This window comes from Streptomyces sp. NPDC006384 (genome assembly GCF_042870695.1).
Taxonomy (GTDB): Bacteria; Actinomycetota; Actinomycetes; order Streptomycetales; family Streptomycetaceae; genus Streptomyces.
On the sequence record NZ_JBIAHR010000015.1, the window covers coordinates 74,584 to 93,746 of the forward strand.

At 75.2% G+C, this 19,163-nt stretch carries 6 protein-coding genes; 3 read left to right on the forward strand and 3 right to left on the reverse strand.

Annotated features, from left to right (window positions below):
• Positions 1-227 precede the first annotated feature (227 nt).
• The 3 genes from ACFYOJ_RS21460 to ACFYOJ_RS21470 all read left to right on the forward strand — a co-directional run bounded on the left by ACFYOJ_RS21460 (position 228) and on the right by ACFYOJ_RS21470 (position 4,586).
• On the forward strand, positions 228-1,307 hold the full coding sequence (locus ACFYOJ_RS21460; protein WP_356554713.1) for a mechanosensitive ion channel family protein: 1,080 nt from the start codon (positions 228-230) through the stop codon (positions 1,305-1,307).
• 142 nt (positions 1,308-1,449) lie between these two features.
• Entirely contained in the window at positions 1,450-3,669 is a 2,220-nt protein-coding gene (locus tag ACFYOJ_RS21465) for an NADP-dependent isocitrate dehydrogenase (protein WP_356554711.1), read from the forward strand.
• Between the two features lie 119 nt (positions 3,670-3,788).
• Positions 3,789-4,586 (forward strand): N-formylglutamate amidohydrolase, encoded by a 798-nt coding sequence (locus tag ACFYOJ_RS21470; protein ID WP_356554709.1) that lies wholly within the window; start codon positions 3,789-3,791, stop codon positions 4,584-4,586.
• Here the strand turns inward: ACFYOJ_RS21470 and ACFYOJ_RS21475 are convergent.
• The 3 genes from ACFYOJ_RS21475 to ACFYOJ_RS21485 all read right to left on the reverse strand — a co-directional run bounded on the left by ACFYOJ_RS21475 (position 4,496) and on the right by ACFYOJ_RS21485 (position 19,140).
• On the reverse strand, positions 4,496-11,305 hold the full coding sequence (locus ACFYOJ_RS21475) for a beta-ketoacyl synthase N-terminal-like domain-containing protein (protein WP_356554707.1): 6,810 nt from the start codon (positions 11,303-11,305) through the stop codon (positions 4,496-4,498). The two genes, ACFYOJ_RS21470 and ACFYOJ_RS21475, sit on opposite strands and share 91 nt — an antisense overlap.
• An 81-nt stretch (positions 11,306-11,386) precedes the next feature.
• The gene (locus ACFYOJ_RS21480) at positions 11,387-17,560 is read right to left on the reverse strand and encodes an SDR family NAD(P)-dependent oxidoreductase (RefSeq protein WP_356554705.1); all 6,174 of its coding nucleotides are present in this window, start codon (positions 17,558-17,560) and stop codon (positions 11,387-11,389) included.
• Complete coding sequence (locus ACFYOJ_RS21485) at positions 17,557-19,140, reverse strand: PfaD family polyunsaturated fatty acid/polyketide biosynthesis protein (protein ID WP_356554703.1); 1,584 nt, start codon at positions 19,138-19,140, stop codon at positions 17,557-17,559. Before ACFYOJ_RS21485 ends, ACFYOJ_RS21480 begins: the two co-directional genes overlap by 4 nt.
• Positions 19,141-19,163 lie beyond the last annotated feature (23 nt).

Here is a 19,163-nt window from a genome sequence, read left to right on the forward strand (position 1 = left end):
GGGCGACCGGAGGCCCCGCCGACGCGGACGGTCCCGCCGCCGCGGACACCCCGCCGGTACGGGCGGCCGTGCCGGATGCGGCAGGATGAGCCCTCGCGCCGGTCGAACTGTCTTGCGAGGCCGGTGCGATCGCACATCACGGAATCGAGCAGGTGACAGGTGACGAGCATGCACATCCACCCGTCGGTGAGCGGCTTCGCCGCGGACGTGCCCCCGGGAGGTGACCGATGACCGGGGACCTCACCGTGGACCACCTCGTGGCCGCCGGCATCGCGCTGGCCGCGGGGCTGCTGGGGGCCTTCCTGCTGCGCATGCTGCTGCGCTGGCTGGGGCGGCACGCGGAGCGCACCCGCTGGAGCGGCGACGACGTGATCGTGGAAGCGCTGCGCACGGTGGTCCCGTGGGCAGCGGTCACGGGCGGCGCGGCGGGCGCGGCGGCGGCGCTGCCGCTGACCCGCACGGTGCAGCACAACGTCAACCAGGTGCTGACGGTGCTGCTGATCTTCGTGGTGACGGTGGCGGCGGCCCGGGTGATCGCCGGGCTGGTCCGGACGGTGACGGCGTCCCGTTCCGGGGTGGCCGGATCGGCGACGATCTTCGTCAACATCACCCGGGTCCTGGTGCTGGCGATCGGCTTCCTGGTGGTGCTGCAGACGCTGGGCATCTCCATCGCGCCGATGCTCACCGCGCTCGGCGTGGGCGGTCTGGCGGTCGCCCTGGCGTTGCAGGACACGCTCGCCAACCTCTTCGCGGGCATCCACATCCTCGCCTCCAAGACGGTGCAGCCGGGCGACTACATCCGGCTGAGCAGCGGCGAGGAGGGCTACGTCGAGGACATCAACTGGCGGCAGACCACCGTCCGCGACCTGTCCAACAACCTCGTCGTGATCCCGAACGGCCAGCTCGCCAAGTCGAACATGACCAACTTCATGCGGCCCGAGCAGCAGCTGACCATCACGGTCCAGGTCGGTGTCGCCTACGACAGTGACCTGGAGCACGTGGAGCGGGTGACCACCGAGGTGGTCGCCGAGGTGATGACCGAGATCACCGGCGCGGTGCCGGAGCACGAGCCGGCGGTGCGTTTCCACACCTTCGGCGACTCCCGGATCGGTTTCACCGTGATCCTGGGCGTCGGCGAGTTCAGCGACCAGTACCGGATCAAGCACGAGTTCGTCAAACGGCTGCACAGGCGCTACCGCGAGGAGGGCATCCGCATCCCGTCGCCCGCCCGGACGGTCGCGCTCCAGCAGGGGGCCGTGGTGTTCCCGCAGCAGCGGGCGGACGAGGACACCGTGCCGTCCGCCTGACCGGTCGCCTGCCCGGCAGGGGCCGTGCGGCAGGGGCCGCGCGGCCGGCCGGCCGGAATCTCCGCTCGGCCCCTGTCGAGCCCGGGTCGATCACGAGATATCTTGATGTCGAGCAATGTTGCAGACGTGGAGCGGAGCACCGGTGACTGACTCGACCATCATCTATACGCACACTGACGAGGCCCCGGCCCTGGCGACGTACTCGTTCCTGCCCGTGGTCCGGGCGTACGCCGCGCAGGCGGGTGTCTCCGTGGAGACCCGGGACATCTCGCTGGCCGGCCGGATCATCGCGCTGTTCCCGGAGTACCTGACCGAGGACCAGCGCATCCCGGACGCCCTCGCCGAGCTGGGCGAGCTGGCCAAGACGCCCGCCGCCAACATCATCAAGCTGCCGAACATCTCGGCGTCCATCCCGCAGCTCAAGGCCGCGATCGCCGAGCTGCAGGGCCAGGGCTACGCGCTGCCGGACTACCCGGACGACCCGAAGACCGACGAGGAGCGCGACATCCGCGCCCGCTACGACAAGGTCAAGGGCTCCGCGGTCAACCCGGTCCTGCGCGAGGGCAACTCCGACCGCCGCGCCCCGGCCTCGGTGAAGAACTACGCCAAGACCCACCCGCACCGCATGGGCGCCTGGACCCCCGAGTCGAAGACGAACGTCGCGACCATGGGCGAGAACGACTTCCGTTCCACCGAGAAGTCCGTGGTGATCGCCGAGGACGGCACGCTGCGGATCGAGCTGGCCGGCGACGACGGCACCACCACGGTGCTGCGTGAGTCCGTGCCGGTGACGAAGGGCGAGGTCGTCGACGCCTCGGTGATGCGGGTCGCCGCGCTGCGCGAGTTCCTGACCGCGCAGGTCGCCCGCGCCAAGTCCGAGGGCATCCTGTACTCGGTGCACCTGAAGGCCACGATGATGAAGGTCTCCGACCCGATCATCTTCGGCCACGTGGTGCGCGCCTTCTTCCCGAAGACCTTCGCGAAGTACGGCGAGACGCTCGCCAAGGCCGGTCTCACCCCGAACGACGGCCTGGGCGGCATCTACAAGGGCCTGGAGTCCCTGCCCGAGGGCGCCGAGATCAAGGCGTCCTTCGACGCCGAGCTGGCCGAGGGCCCGGACCTGGCGATGGTCGACTCCGACAAGGGCATCACCAACCTGCACGTGCCCTCCGACGTCATCATCGACGCCTCCATGCCGGCGATGATCCGCACCTCCGGCCACATGTGGGGCGCGGACGGCCAGGAGCACGACGCCCTCGCCGTCATCCCGGACTCCTCCTACGCCGGCGTGTACCAGGCCGTCATCGAGGACTGCCGCGCCAACGGCGCCTACGACCCCTCCACGATGGGCTCGGTGCCGAACGTCGGCCTCATGGCGCAGAAGGCCGAGGAGTACGGCAGCCACGACAAGACCTTCGAGATCCCCGTCACGGGCACGGTCCGTCTGATCGACGGCGACGGCACCGTCCTCATCGAGCAGGCCGTCTCCGCCGGCGACATCTTCCGCGCCTGCCAGACCAAGGACGCCCCGATCCGCGACTGGGTGAAGCTGGCCGTCACCCGCGCCCGCGCCACCGGCGACCCGGCCGTCTTCTGGCTGGACGAGGGCCGCGCCCACGACGCCAACCTGATCGCCAAGGTCAAGGAGTACCTGCCGGAGCACGACACCGAGGGCCTGGACATCAAGATCCTGTCCCCCGTCGAGGCGACCAAGCTGTCGGTGGAGCGCATCCGCCGCGGTGAGAACACCATCTCCGTCACCGGCAACGTGCTGCGCGACTACCTGACCGACCTGTTCCCGATCCTGGAGCTGGGCACCAGCGCCAAGATGCTGTCGGTCGTCCCGCTGATGGCGGGCGGCGGCCTGTTCGAGACGGGTGCCGGCGGCTCCGCGCCCAAGCACGTGCAGCAGCTGGTCAAGGAGAACTACCTGCGCTGGGACTCCCTCGGCGAGTTCTTCGCCCTGGTGCCGTCCCTGGAGCAGTACGCCGAGGCCACCGGCAACACCCGCGCCAAGGTCCTCGCCGACACCCTCGACCGCGCCACGGCGACCTTCCTCAACGAGGACAAGTCCCCGACCCGCCGCGTCGGCGGCATCGACAACCGCGGCAGCCACTTCTACCTGTCCCTGTACTGGGCGCAGGAGCTGGCCGCGCAGACCGACGACGCCGGCCTGGCGAAGGCGTTCGCCCCGCTCGCCGAGACGCTCGCCGCCGACGAGCAGAAGATCGTGGACGAGCTGAACGCCGTCCAGGGCCAGCCGGCCGACATCGGCGGCTACTACCAGCCCGACCCGGCCAAGGCCGCCGCGGTCATGCGCCCGTCGGCCACCTGGAACGAGGCGCTGGCGTCCCTCGCCTGATCCTCACCGGCCCTCCAGGGCTCCCGGGCACCCCGTCTCCGTCCTCGGAGGCGGGGTGCCCGTCTCTGCGCCGCCGCCCGGCGCACCCCCTCGCCCCCACCACCTCCGGAGCAGCCCCCATGACCGACGCCCCGCACGCCTTCGAGCTGCTGCCCGGCGCCGACCGCTCCCCCGTCGTCCTGCACGTGCCGCACTCCTCGCGGGAGATACCGGCCGACGTGCGGCCCGGCATCGTCCTCGACGACGCGGCGCTGGAACGGGAGCTCGACCACATCACCGACTCGCACACGGCCGAGCTCGCCGAGGCCGCCGCCCGGCTGGCCGGCGTCACGCCCTGGCGGTTCGTGAACCGGGCGTCGCGGCTGGTGGTGGACCCGGAGCGGTTCCCGGACGAACGGGAGGAGATGACGGCCGTCGGCATGGGCGCCGTCTACACGCGGACCACGCACCGCGAGGTGCTGCGGTCCGACGGCACCGACCCGGAGCCGCTGCTCGAACGGTACTTCCGGCCGTACGCGCGGGCGATGACGGAGGCGGTCGCCGGCCGGCTCGCCGCCACCGGGCGGGCCGTGATCATCGACGTGCACTCCTACCCCACCGAGCCGCTGCCCTACGAGCTGCACGGCGAGGGCCCCCGCCCGCCGGTCTGCCTGGGCACCGACGGCTTCCACACCTCCCCCGGGCTGCTCGCCGCGGCCCGGGAGGCGTTCGCCGGGTGCGGGGGGACGGGGCTCGACAGCCCGTTCAGCGGGACGTACGTGCCGCTGGAGTTCTACGGGAGGCGGGCCGAGGTCGGCGCGCTCATGGTGGAGATCCGCCGGGACACCTACATGACCGAGCCGGGAGGCCCCGCCGGGCCGGGACTCACCCGCCTCGCCGGGGCACTGGCGGCACTGGCCGACGCCGTGTCCGCCTGACGCCCGGCCGCGGCGTCGGACACCACGCGCATGCCCAGTCCGCGCACCCGGTAGATGCAGGTGCCGTCGCCCCACAGCGACGCGTCGGCCGTCGCGTAGGGCCGCCCCTCCTCGTCCGTGCCGCTCGCCGTGATGTCCAGGTCCACCCGGATCAGCCTGTTGCGCGGGGTGATCTGGCCCCGGTAGGTCCAGGTGATCTCCCGGCCGGGCAGCACCGGTTCGAACCGGGGGTGCGGGACGGCGTCCGCCGCGCCGCGTTCGAGGAGGTGGTACTGGAGCAGCTGGCACATGGCCTCGACGCCCAGTGATCCGGGCTGCACCGGGTCCTGGAAGAAGTGGGCCCGGAAGAACCACTCGCCCGGGTCGACGTCCTTCTCCGCCCGCAGCCGCCCCAGCCCGGCGCTACCCCCGTCCGGCCAGTGCCCGGTGACGCGGTCGAGCATCAGCAGCATGGGGCCGGGCAGCCGCGGCCGTCCGGCGCAGTACCGGGCGGGCCGTCCGGTCAGGTCGACGGTGCGGCCGCCCGGTTCGTCGAGACGGGCCCGGTCCCCGGCCGTCACCGCCAGGCCCGGCTGGTGGTCGAAGGCGGACGGCGGGAAGTAGCCGAAGACGGTGGAGAGGGCGAACAGCGGCTTCCCGTCCGCGGTGCACCGCACCCGGAACGACTCGATGATCATGTCTCCGCCGCCGGTGACACGGGTCAGTTCGGCGTGCGTGCGGACGGTGCGCGTCGCCGGGGTGACCTCGCCGGTGACCGTCCCCGTACCGTCGAGGTTGCGGAACAGCAGGTCCGTGCCGGTGGTCAGCGCGCTGCCCACGTACGAGGCGAGCCAGCCGCAGGGCTGCAGCGCGATCTCCATCAGCACCGCGAACGGCATGGTCCGGCCGCCGCTCTGCTCGAAGTACCAGGCCCGCTCGGGCACGTCGTACTCCGCGACCACGGTGCTGCCCTCGCGCATGCCGCCCTGCGGTCCGTCCACGGAGACGACCCTGCTCATGAAGTGGTACGGCGGTCCGGGCAGCCGTGCGACCCTGCGGGTGCCGTCGAAGGGTTCGTACATGGCGCCGAACGCCTCGCTCGGCCTGCCCCAGGCGCACGCCAGCAACGAGGCGTAGCCGAAGGGGAGTCCGTCGTCCGCCGTCGCCACCGGTGTCCGTTCCCGGTGTCCGGCCAGCCCGCCGAGCGCGGGCAGCGGCAACGGGGCGCCGTTCTCCTGCACGGCGGGCGGGCCGGAGTGCCGCCAGTGCGTCAGCGGCCAGTCGGGCACCAGCCGCAGCGCCACGTCCCGGCCGAGGAACGCCCGTTTGCCGTCCACCGAGCCCAGCACGTCGGCGTAGAGCGTCGGTTCGGGGCCGGCCGAGACGCCGCGCACGAACACCTCGTAGGTGACGGTGCCGCTGGCCGGGGTGGCCTGGCCCCGGCACATCGCCCGGCAGGGGCGGCCGGCGACGGGTTCGAAGCGCCAGCCGTCCCGGTCCAGGGTGTGGCCCATGCCCACCAGGCAGAGCGCCATCGCCTGGAGTCCGCCCTGGAGCATCAGGGTGCCCGGCATGCAGGGGTCGTTCTTGAAGTGGCCGGTGAAGTACCAGTCGTCGGGCGACACGGGGGTCTCGGCGCGCAGGTATCCGCGGCCCCAGGGGCCTCCGGCCGGGTCGAACGCGGTCACCTCGTGCAGCAGCCGCAGGCGTCCGTCGTCGATGCGTGGCGTCCTGACGTGCGCGGCGGTCGCCTCCCAGCCGGGTCCGAAGCAGTCCGCCGGCCGTCCCTGGGCCAGCGCCCGTACCTGTTCCGCGTCGAAGCGGGTCCGCTCGCAGCGCACGGCGGGCGGGTCGTACGGCAGGTCGTCGCCGGGCGGCCGCTCGGCGGGGTCCCATCGCACGCCGCCGCCGGCCGCCAGTTCGGCGGGGGTGAAGAAGCCGGCCTGGCCCTCGCGGGCGCTGAGCCGGAGTTCGCCGTCCACGTAGCAGTCGTAGTGGAAGAAGGCCAGCCGGACACCGTCGTGCTCGGCGTGGCCGTCGATGTGGATCTCGTAGCTCAGGGTGTCGCCCGGTCCCGGCGGACTGCCGTGGTAGGTCAGGGTGCAGCCGAGCAGCCGGTACGCCCGCTCGCCCCGGTTGAGCAGGTCGATGCCCAGCCAGCTGAGCAGGAGCAGGTCCGCCTGGCCCGCCTCGACCATCAGCCCGGCCGGCATGCGCCCGGCCGCGTCCAGGTACCAGCTGTCGGGGCGGATGTCGGTCTCCGTCCAGACCGTGCCGTCGGTGCGCGCCGGGCGGGGATCCGCGAGCGCCGCCGGCACGGCGTCGATGCCAGTGACCCGGTCCGCGAACAGCATGGGCGGCATGGGCATCCGGGTCTGGACCGCGTACCCGTCCTGCTCGGCGAACCGGGGGCCGAACAGCGCGGAGATGTTCCCGGAGGCGAGGTGCTCCAGTTGCGCCCGGTCGAACTTGGGGCCGGGGCGTACGAGGTGGGCGGGGGGTGGTCCCTGAGGGGGTGCGGGCACGGGCACGGGCACGGTTGCGGGGGTGGTGGCGGGTGCGGGGGTGGTGGCGGGTGCGGGCACGGGGCCGGGTGCGGGCACGGGGCCGGGTGCGGGAGGGCGGCCCAGCGCGGTGAGCGCCAGGGCGGAGGTCCGCAGGAAGCGCTGGTGGGTCTCGGCCTGCTGCGCGAGGACCTCCTGGTGCAGCGCGGCGACGCGCAGGCTCTGCCGCACGACCGCGGCACGGGCGTCCGGCGCGTGCGACCGGCTCCCGTCCCCGGACGGCCGTGCGACGGGCGAGGCCGGCCGTCCGGTGCCCGGCACTCCTCGCCCCGCGTCCGCGGCCGCTCTCCCGGTGCCCGGGGCCACTCTCCCGGTGTCCGCGGACGTCGTCCCCGTGCCCGGGGCCGTCGTCCCGGTGTCCGGACGGGTGTTCCGGGCACGGGTCTCGGTCGCGTCGGGCGGGGTGGGGCGGGGCACCGGGGTCAGTTCGGGGGCCCGGGGCAGCGTCAGACGGACCGGTTCCGGCGGCGGCAGAAGCGGTGCCGGGGGCCGGGGCACGGTGACGGCGGGTCCGGGGCGCGGGTCCTCGGTGGCGGCCTCGGCGAGCCGGCCGAACAGGTCGTCGGCGCGTACCGGCGCTCCCGCCGCCACCAGTTCCGCGACGGCCAGGCACAGTTGCCGCAGTCCGGTGTCGTCCGGGGCGTCCAGGGCGACGGCGACATGGTCCCGGTCGCCGAGCACCCGCCTGATCCAGCCGGTGCACAGCTTGCGCGGTCCGTGCTCCACGAAGACGCGGACCCCGTCGGCCCACGCCTGCTCGACCGTGGCCGCGAAGTCGATCGTGTTCAGCCCCTGTTCGGTGAGCGCCGCCGCGGCCCGCTCGGTGGTCGGCCGGTACGACCGCCCGGTCGCGGCGCTGTAGAACCGCACCCCGGGCACGTCGGCGGTGGGGTGACGGTGGGCCGCGTGCCACAGCTCCCGTACCTCCGCCGTCTCCGGCACGTGGGCCGCGATGTCGTAGTCGAGCTCGATCGCGAGGTCGGCGCCGATCCTGGCCACGACGGCCGCGCACGCGCGGGACTCGCCGCCGATGACGCAGATCCCGGGCGCGTTCACCGCCATCAGGTGGACCGCCTTCTCGGCGGCGAGCTCGGCGCGGACCTTCTCCAGGGGCGCGCCGACCAGGTGACTCGACCAGCGGTGCCCCTGAACGCCCAGGCGTTCCCAGTGGCGGCGGACCGCCCGGAGTTCGCCGGTGAGTTCGGTCGTGAACAGGCCGCTGTCCCGGGTGGCCCGGTACACCCCGGCGGTGTCCGGCCAGGCGCCCAGCGCGACCAGGGCGGCCGATTCGCCGGAGGAGTAGCCGAGGGCGGCGTCCGGCCGCAGTCCGAGCACGTCGCGGGTGAGCAGGGTGTGGAGCAGCGCGAGTTCGGCGGCGCCCCAGATCTGCTCGAACACGCCGGACTCCGTCCGGGAACGCCGGCGTGTGACGGCCGTGCCGTGGCCGGCGCGCACGGTGTCGCCGAGCGACGGCAGTGCGAGCAGCAGTTCGCGACCCATGTCCGGGTAGGCGGCCGAGCCGTTGGTGTACACGAACGCGGTCTGTCCCGTGACCGGCCGGTCCCGGTAGCGCACGTCGGCCGGGCGGGCGCCGCCCTCGGCCAGCCAGCGGCGGGCGGCCTCCCGGCGGCCTGGGAATGCCTCGTCGTCGGCGACGAGGACCAGCCGGGCCGGTCCCGCGTCGGACTCCTCGCCCGCCTCCACCGCGGCCAGCACCTGCCCGCGGTCGGTCCCGGAGTAGACGTGCAGGCGCGGCGCCGGTCCCCGCAGCAGCGGCCGGGGGTCCCCGGCGCGCAGCCGGACCGCGGCGGTGGGGCCCTCCAGTACGGTCACCGCCGCCCTCGCGGTGTGCGCGGCGGGCGTGATGCCGGCGGGGAGGCCCGGCCGCGGTACGGCGCGGTGCCGCAGCGAGAGCGCCGCGGCCGCGACGCAGACCAGTCCGTAGGCGGCGTGCGCGCGCCCGAAGGCCGACGCCGGGTCGAACACCGCTTCGGGTACGTCCCCGACGACCAGGTCGGGTTCGCCGGTGGCGTCCTCGTCGAGCAGGGCGATGACGGTGTCGCCGTCCCGGCGTGCCGTCTCCAGGGACTTGAGCACGAGGACGACGGCGGCGTCCCCCGGCTCGTCGCCGCGTCCGAGTTCCCGCTGGGCGTCGGTGTGGACCGGTTCGCAGGAGGTGTCGGTGGCACCGACGAGGGCGGCGTCGGCCTCGCCCGCCCGGATGGCCCGGGCGGCGGTCTCCAGCGCCACCAGTCCGGACGCCTCCTCCGCGCAGACCGTGAACCCCGGTCCGGCCAGGTCGAGTTGGGTGCTGATGCGGTTCGCCGCGAGGTTCGGCATGCTGCCCACGACCCCCTCGGCGGTCATGGCCGGCGTGAACGCGTCCCGGGCGCGGTCCGCGGTGGTCGGTGTGACGGGCAGCCCGCCCTGCTCCATCCAGTGGGGCACCCGCCAGCGCGCCCCCGACCGGGCCACCTCGGGGTCCACCCCGGTGCCGACGACCACCATGGTCCGCTCCCGGGGCAGGGACACCGACCGGGCGGCCTCCCGGGCCGCCTCCAGCACCAGGAGCTGCTGGGGCGTCGTCCGCGGCAGGGACACGGGCGGGAAGCACAGGTCGCGCAGTTCCACGGCGATCTCCGTGACGGGGCCGCGCCGTTCGCCGTCCAGCAGGGCGCGGCGGAAGTCCTCGGCGCAGGTCCCGTCCCCCACCCTGGCGCCGAGGGCGACGATCGCCACCGGCGTACGGCCGGCCTGCTCGTCACCGCCCGGCGGGGTCCTCGTCGCGTCCCCGGCCGGTGCCGGGCGGGGTGCGGTGGCGGCCGGGCGGAACGGTCCAGGGCGGGCGGGGGCCGGGTCGTCGTCGGGGAGGTCCACGACCAGGTGGGCGTTGGTGCCGCCGAACCCGAAGGCGCTGACCGCCGCGCGGCGCGGTCCCGGCCACGGTTCCGGGGCGGTCAGCACCCGCAGCGGCGTGCCCTCCAGGGCCCGCAGCGGCTGTTCCGCTCCGAGCGTCGCCGGACGGACGCCCGCCCGCAGCGCGCCGAGGACCTTCAGCAGCCCGGCCATGCCCGCGGAGGCCAGCAGGTGTCCGAGATTCGACTTGGCCGAGCCGACGGGCACGTCGTCGCCGTCCGCGAAGACCCGGGCCATGCTGCGTGCCTCCACCGCGTCCCCGACCGGTGTCCCCGTCGCGTGGCACTCGACGAGCGACACGCTCTCGGGCGCGACGCCCGCCATGCCGTACGCCAGGCGCATGGCCCGGACCTGGCCCTCCTCCGAGGGGCTGATCAGCCCGGCGCCGCGGCCGTCGTTGGAGAGTCCGATCCCGCGGATCACGCCGAGGACGGGCAGCCCGGCGGTGCGGGCGTCGGACAGCCGGGTCAGGGCGACGAAGCCCGCGCCCTCGCCGTGCAGCAGTCCGTCGGCGTCCCGGTGGAAGGGCCGGCTGCGGCCGGTGCGGCTCGTCGCGGACAGCCCGCAGAACCCCACGTGCAGATAGAGGGGGTCGGGGCGGCTGACCGCGCCGGCCACCATGAGGTCCGCCGTGCCGTCGTGCAGCCGGTCGCACGCCAGCTTGATCGCGTACAGCGACGACGCGCAGGCGGCGTCCAGGGCCCAGGCGCCGGCGCCCAGCCCGAGGGCCCGGGCCGCGAGGTGGGCGGGCAGACCCGCCGAGAAACGGTTGCGGGCGTCGGGCCGCTCCCGGCGCTCCCCCGTCAGCAGGGCGTCCCGGACGCCGGGGCGCTGGGCGGACAGCCAGACGTGCTCGGCGAAGGCGGCTCCGGTGGCGGTGGGATAGAGCAGGTTGCCCAGCACCAGCCCCGCGCGCGGCAGCGGGCCCTCGCGGCCGGCCTCCACGAGGGCCTGCCGGACTCCGTACAGGACCCAGTGGAAGAGCGGGTCCAGGGTCATGAGCCGGTCCGGGTCGATCCGGAAGCCGCCCGGGTCGAAGACGGACGCGAAGTCCCGCACGTACCCGCCGACGTCGGTCCAGGTGCGGTCGTGGTCGCCGACGCGGCCCATGGCCTTCGCGCGCGGCAGCCGCCACCGGTCCTCGGGGGCCGGTGCCAGGCTGCAGCGGCCCGCGGCGATGTTCTCCCAGTACGTGTCGGGGTCCAGCGCGTCGGGCAGCACACAGCCCCGGCCGACGACGGCGATCGGTTCGAATGACATACGGGTCTCACTCCACGGCGGACGGGGCCGGCGGCGGGCCGGCGGCGCGCTGACGGGCGGGGGCGGCTCGGAAGGGCCGGTTCAGGAGGGCCGGTTCACGAGTTCCACGCCGAGCAGCTCCAGGCGTACGGCTCCGTCGGCGTCGATCAGCGCCGCGTCGCAGCGTGCCCCGGTGCCGTGGGTCCTGCGGCCGCGCACCACGCACCGCACGGTGCCGTCCACCGGGCCGGGCCGGTGGACCCGGCACTCCGCGACGGCCATCGGCAGCGTCGCCGCGCCGAGCGCCCGCCGCGCCCAGAGGAGGGCGAGCTGGAGGGCGCCGTCGACGGCGGCCGGGTCGAGGGGCCAGGGGCCGCCCGGCCACTCCAGGGCGCGCACGCCGGCCACCGTGGCCTCGGCGCCGTGCTCGGAGACTCCGTGGAGCGTGCGCAGGCAGTGGAAGAGGGGGCCGTGGAAGAGGAGTTCGCCGTCGTACGGATCGGCGCCGTCCGGGCCGTCCAGGGGTTCGAGGCGCTCCGGGGTGGCCCAGGCGGTCTCCTGTGCTGCCCCGGTCCGGGGGCCCTCTCCGGGCCGGGCGTCCTCTTCGGTCCAGGTGTCCAGGACGGCACGGAAGTGGACCGTGCCGTCCTCGCCCCGCAGTTCCGCCTCCAGGCCCGACGGTGTGCCGGCCGTGTCCCGGCCGCCGTGCACGGTGAGCAGGTGACCGGCGCCGGCCAGGCCGGGCAGGGCGTACTTCCGGTACACCCGCAGGTCGTGCAGGACGAGGGGGCCGGCGTCCGGCAGCCAGGCCCTGGCCGCGCCGGCGAACCAGTTCAGGACCATGGCCACCGGCAGCACGGGCACTCCGGCGGGCGCGTGGTCGGCGAGCTGGGGCAGGCGGTCCGCCCGGACGGGCACCTGTGCCGGTCGCGGGCCGCCCGCCGGGGACAGGGCGGCCGGTTCCTCCCCGGCCGCCAGGACGACGCGGACCTCACCGGCCGTGCCGTCCAGTTCGGCGGTGAAGGCGGACGCGCCCCGCGCCAGGGGGATGAGGGGGACGCCGGTGCGGCCGAAGTGCTCGGCCAGGGCGGGCGTCACCATGCCGCCCCGCCACGGCCCCCAGGCGAGGCAGCGCACCAGGCAGCCGGGGCGGCGGGCCTGCTCGGCGGAGGCGACCTGGCCGAGGATCTCGTTGGCCATGGCGTAGTCGCTCTGCCCCGCGTTGCCGAAGACGGCGGCCACGGAGGAGAAGAGGCAGATCACGTCCAGCGGGTCGCCGGCCGTCGCGTCCAGCAGCGCGCGCACCCCCTCCACCTTGGTGGACATCACCCGGCCGACCTGTTCCTCGGTCTTGTCGGCGATCCGTTTGTCGGCCAGTACGCCCGCTCCGTGCACGATGCCGGTGACCGGTCCCCAGGTCTCGCGCACCTCGCGCAGGGCGGCGGCGACCGCCTCGCCGTCGCGGGTGTCCACCCGGACGTAGCGGACCGGGGAGCCGGCCGCCTCCAGCGCCGTCACCGTCGCCCGCACCTCGCGTGCGGCCAGGATCTCCCGGGCCCGGGCCGTGAGCCGGGCGGGTGACGGGTCCGGCTCGCCCGCGGGGTGTTCGGCGAGCAGCCGGGTGAGGGCCGGTTCGTCGGTGGCCGAGGCGAGCCCCTCGGGTTCGGGTCCGGTCGCGGTCCTGCCGAGCAGCACGATCCGCGGGCGGTGCGTCCGGGCCAGGTCCAGCAGTGCGGCGGCGGTCACGCCGCGGGCGCCGCCGGTGGCCACGATCACCGACTCGGAGGTGATCCTCGGTGCGTCGGCGGGCGTCACCGGCGCGGGCAGCACGCGCGGGACGGTGCGGGTGCCGTCGGCACGCAGTCCGGCCTCCGGAGTGGGTCCGCCCTCGAACAGCTCCCGTACGACCGCCTCGGCGACCTCCTCGTCCCCGCGGCCGCCCCGCTCGCAGTCCAGGGCCCGGACCGAGGCGTCCGGCCACTCCTTCGCGGCGGTCCTGGCCAGGGCGGCGACGCCGCCCAGCCACGCGCGGCCGGGCGCGTGGCCGCCGAGTCCGAAGTCGCCCCCGGTGTCCTGCACGGTCACGAACAGGGCGCCCTCGCCGCGGGCCGCCCGCGCCGCCACGGTGCGCGCCGCGCGGAACGCCGAGAGATGGACCTCCCGCGCCTCCTCGGGCGTGCCGCTCGCCGTCAGGGCGCCGAGGTGGACGACCCGGCACGCGTCGTCGGGCACGTCCGTCACCGCGGTGGCGTCCACGCCGCGCTCGGCCAGCTTGCGCGCGACGAGGCCGGCGAGCGCGGTGCCGTCGGGGGATCCGCCCGTCACCACGAGCGGGCCGTCCAGGAGCCCCGGCGTCGCGAGCCCGGACGGCGCGGACGCCACCGCGCGCTGCACCAGCCTCGTCAGCGCGGCCTCCGGTCCGGCGTCGGCGGCCGGGACGATGTCGGCGGCCGGGGCGGGAGTCTGCGGGGCGGGGTCCGTCGGGACGGCCGGGGCCGCGGGGGCCGGTTCCGTGATGTCCGGTGTCCCGCCGTCGGATCCGGTGAGCGCGTCGACGATCTCGCGGAGCGTGCGCAGCCCGCCGAGCCGTGCGACGTCCCCCGTCGGCATGTCGCCCACTTCGCGGCGTACGGCCGACAGGATCTCGACGCGCTTGATCGAGTCGACTCCCAGGTCGGCCTCCAGTTCCATGTCCGCGTGGAGCATGTCGGTCGGGTAGCCGGTGAGCCGGGCCACCACGGAGATCAGCAGTTCCTCCAGTTCGGGCGCCGACATGGGCGTGGTGCCGGTCTCCGGTGCCGGGGACTGCGCCGGGACGGTGACGGCCGGGGCGTGCTCCTCGGGGACGGCCGGCGCGGGTGCGGCGGCCACGGCGGGCTCGGCGCGCCCGGGAGCGGGGACGGGGACGGGGACGGCTTCGGGAGCGGGCGCGGGTCCGGGTTCGGTGGGGAGGAGGCCGGCCGGGGGTGCCGGGTCGCGCTGCGGTGGTGCGGTGCGGGGGGCCGGCAGGGGCGCGGGGCCCACCGGGGCCTGCGGCGTCGCGGCCGTGTCCGGTGCGCCGAGCATCGCGGCCAGGGTGGTCTCGGTCATGCGCAGGAAGGCGAGGTGGCTGTCGGTCAGCATCCGCTGGCAGGCCGCGTGGGCCTGGGCCGTCTCCCGCTGCACGCTCTCCACCGCGGCGTACCAGTCGGCGGCCGGGGCGAGAGCGGGCGCGGGGTCCTGCGACCGGACGGCGACGTGGGCGGACTGCGACTCGCGGGCGGGCTCCGGCGTCCAGGGGGCCGGGGCGGGGGCGGGGTCGTACGCGGGCATGGGGACCACCGGGGTTTCGGGCATGGGTGCGGGTGCGGGTGCGGGTTCTGGTGCGGGCGCGGGCGACGCCGGTCCGGAGGCGGACGGCGGGGCGGTCGGGTGGGGCAGGTTGGCGCCGCTGATCCTGACGGTCATCCGGGGCCGGTCCGGCTTCGCCCCGGACGCGGGTGCGGGCGGGGCGTACGGGGCCCAGAGGGGTTCGAGGCCGAGGAGGACGCCGCGGACGGCGAGCGCGCCGAGGGCGGTGAGCAGGGTGGTGACGCCGGAACGGCCCTGCCGGTCCAGGGGGACGGCCGTGTGCGCGCGGTCGCCGAGGATCTGCCCGACCAGGCCGGTCAGCGCGGCGCCCGCGCCGACCTCGACGAAGGTGCGCACACCGGCCGCGTACATCGCCTCGATCTGGTCCTGGAAGAGGACCGGTGCGGCGAGGTGGCCGGCGATGCGGCGGCGTACCTCGTCGGGCGACGACGGGTAGGGGGCCGCGTCCGCGTTGCCGTACACGTCGATCCGGGGGGCGGAGAGCGGGACCGTGCGCAGGTGGGCGGCGAGGGGTTCGGCGGCCCCGGCGACCAGCGGGCTGTGGAAGGCGGCCGACGTGGTCAGCCGGTGGGTGCCGACGCCCTCGGCCGCGAACGCCTCCTCGGCGCGCAGCACGGCCTCCACCGTGCCGGAGAGGACCGTCTGGCGCGGGGAGTTGTGGTTGGCGGGCCAGATGCCGCCGGAGGTGTCGCGGGCGAGGATCTCCCGTACGCGGTCGTGGCCGGCGTGCACGGCCAGCATCGCGCCGGGGGTGCCGGCCGCGTCGCGCATCAGTTCGCCGCGTCTGCGGGCGAGGCCGACCAGTGCCTCGGCGTCGAGGACGCCCGCGCAGTGCAGTGCCACCAGTTCGCCGAAGCTGTGGCCGGCCGCGCAGTCGGGGCGCAGTCCGAGGGTGGCGAGGACCTCCAGCAGGGCGAGGGCGTGCACCGCGAGCGCGGGCTGCGCCCGTTCGGTGGCGGCCAGTGCGGCGGCCTGTGCGGCGCGTTCCCCGTCGGTGAAGGCGGGCGGCGGGAAGACCGTCCGGTGCAGGGGCCGGCCGTCGAAGGCGGTGTTGCCCAGCCGGTCCCACACGGCCTGGGCGGCCGGCGACAGCATCGCCAGGCCGGACCCCATCCCGACGTACTGGGAGCCCTGGCCGGGGAAGAGGAACGCGAGGCGGCCGGGCTCGGGGTCACCGCTCGCGTAGTGGACGCCGGCCGGTGCGGAGAACGATGTGCCGGGGTGGCGCCGGATCCGTGCGAGGGCCTGCTCGCACTTCTCCCGCAGGTCCTCGGTGCCGGTGGCGACGACGGCCAGCCGCAGCGGGTCGGTGGGCGAGAAGGCGTGCCGGCTCTCCCTGGCCGGCTCGGCCGTCGGCCGGCCGGCGTGGGGCAGCGGCGGTACGAGGTCGGACGGTGACGAGCCGCTGAACAGGAAGAGTTCGTCCGGCACGCCGCGGTGACGCGGCGGCAGCCGGCCGCCGGTGTCCCGGGGCTCGTACTCCTCCAGGGTGACGTGGAAGTTGCTGCCGCCGAAGCCGAAGCTGGAGACCGAGGCCCGGCGCGGATGGCCGGCGGGCCGCACCCACGGCCGGGGCTCGGTGTTGACGTAGAAGGGGCCGTCGGGGTCGGCGGCCGCGGGGGCCGGCCGGTCCACCTTGATGGTCGGCGGGAGCACCTTGTGGTGCAGGGCCATGACCGCCTTGAGGAGCCCCGCCGCGCCGGCCGCGCACTTGGTGTGGCCGATCTGCGACTTGACCGAGCCGATCGCGCACCACTGGCCGTCCGGGCGTCCGGTCTCCCCGAACACCTGGCGCAGGGCGGTGAGTTCGGCGTGGTCCCCGGCCTTCGTGCCGGTTCCGTGCGCCTCGACCAGCTCCACGGTCTCCGGTCCGTAGCCCGCCTGCGCGTAGGCCCGTCGCAGGGCGCGTGCCTGGCCCTCGGGCAGCGGTGCGTAGACCGCGGTGCTGCGGCCGTCGGAGGAGGCGCCGATGCCCCGGATCACGGCGTGGATCCGGTCTCCGTCCCGTTCCGCGTCGGACAGCCGTTTCAGTGCGTACATGACGACGGCCTCGCCGAGCATGGTGCCGTCGGCGGCGTCCGAGAAGGGGCGGCAGTCGCCGGTGCGGGACAGCGCGGGTGTCTTGGAGAAGCACAGGAACATGCCGATGTCGTTGCCGGTGTCCACGCCTCCGCTGATCACCAGGTCCGCCCGGCCCAGGGCCAGTTCGCCGACCGCGGTGGACAGGGCCGCGAGGGAGCTGGCGCAGGCGGCGTCCGTGGTGTGGTTGACGCCGTGCAGGTCGAAGCGGTTGGCGATCCGGCCGGCGACGACGTTGCCGAGCAGGCCGGGGAAGGTCGCTTCCTGCCAGGGGCTGAAGTGCGCGGCGATGCGGTCGCACACGCCCTGTGCCTCGGCCTCGGGCAGCCCGCTCTCGCGCAGCGCCCTCAGCCACGCCGGGCGGTGGGCGCGTCCGTACATGTGCGGGAGCAGTTCCAGGGCGGCGGCGCCGAGCACGACGCCGACCCGGTCCCGGTCGACGCCGCCGAGGCCGCCCGCGTCGGTGAGCACCTGGTCGGCGACCATCAGGGCGAGCAGCTGGGCGGTGTCCGTGGCCGGGAGGCTGGTGGGCGGCACGCCGTAGGCCATCGGGTCGAAGTCGACCTCCGGCAGGAAGGCGCCGCGGCGGGCGTACGTCTTGTCGGGGGCGGCCGGGTCGGGGTCGTAGTGGTCCTCCGGCAGCCAGCGGGAGGGGGGCACTTCCGTCATCAGGTCCCGGCCGCCGGTCAGGATCCGCCAGTAGCCGGCGGTGTCCGTGGCGCCGGGCACCAGGGCCCCGGCACCGACCACGGCGACGGGGACCTGTGCGGGTGCGGCTGTCGCGGTCCCGCCCGGGAAGGGGCCGGTCCCGGCCGGTGTCCCGGCGGTGTCCGCGTCGCCGTTCATGCTGTCTCCCCGGGGGTGAAGGTGAGCGCTTCGGGCGGCAACGGGACACCGTGGGCGCGCAGTTGGTGGGCACGGGTGAGTACCGCGGCGCCCTCCAGCAGGTGGTGGGCGATCCCCACGACGGTCCGGTTGGCCGGTTCGGCGAGGAAGGTGCCGGCGACCCACCGGTTGAACGCGCCCATGGCCGGCCCGCACCAGATCTGGTAGTCGGTGCGCCGGGCACTCTCGCCGGTGACGGCCCACCGGCTGGAGCTGCCCAGGTACCAGCGGAAGACCAGCGCCATACGGTGTCTGGGGTCGGCCCGGGCCCGGTCGATCTCGGCGGGGTCGCGCCGTTCCCAGAAGGCGCGGGTGCGCTGCCACACCTCGTCGAAGGAGGCGCGCAGCACGTCCCGTTCGAGGGCGGTGCGGGTCGCGTCGGGGATCTCCTCCAGCGAGCCGTACGTCCGGTAGGCGGAGTACAGGCGTCCGGCGCGCTGGGCGAACATCGTGCCCCGGGACAGGACCTGCAGGGTGACGCCCAGTTCGAACATGTCCGCGGCCGGTGCCATCGCCACGTCGGCGACGTCCGCCTCGCAGAGCATGGCCTTCGCGTCGTCGGACAGGCCCGCCTCGACGGCCGTCTGGTTCACCGAGCCGACGACGACGTAGGAGGCGCCGAGGGCGAAGGCGGCGGCCACCGCGTCGGGGGTGCCGAGGCCGCCTGCGGCGCCGATCCTGACCGGGGCGCGGTAGCCGAGGCGGCGGCACAGCGCGTCGCGGAGCAGGGCGATGCGGGGCAGCAGGGCGGGCAGCGGCCGGTTGTCGGTGTGGCCGCCGCTGTCGGCCTCCACCGTGATGTCCTCAGCCACCGGCACCTCGGCCGCCAGCCGGGCCTCCTCCGCCGTGAGCCGTCCCTGGCGGACGAGGTGGTCCAGGATGTCGGCCGGGGCGGGTGAGAGGAACCGCTCGGCCACCTCGGGCCGGGAGACTTTGGCGAGGATCCGGGTGCGCCGTGCGATGCCGCCGTCGGGCTCGCGGCGCAGTCCCCGGGCCGCGCACAGCACGACGGCCGGGGTCAGTTCCATGTACGCCGACGCCGAGATCCGGGGCACACCGTGGCGCAGCAGCAGTTCGGCGACGCGGAGCTCCAGGGCGGGTTCGGCCGGGGAGTGGATGAGGTTCACGCCCCAGTTGGGGCGGGTGCGCAGTTCGTCGGCGAGGGTGTGGACGGCTCGTTCCACCTCGTCGTGGGCGAGTCCGCCGGCGCCGAAGAAACCGAGCATCTCCGCGTGGGCCATCGCCGACACCATCCGGGTGGTGGCGATGCCGTTGGCCATCTCGCCCGCGACGTAGGGGAACCGGACGCCGTGCGCCTCGCAGAAGGTGCGGCCGCCGAGCCATTCGGGGTAGAGCGGGGGCAGGGTGCCGAGCACCGGGCCGTCGGGGACGGGGCCGGTGGCGAGGCCCCGTTCGCGGCCGCTGGGTCCGCTGACGATGTGGACGGGTTCCCGGATGCGCCGGGCGCGGACGGCGATCTCCTCGGGCGAGAAGACCGGCCGGGACGCGGCGGGGTCGTGGGGCGGGGAGAGGACGGACACGGGGGCTCCAGAGAGGAGGGGGC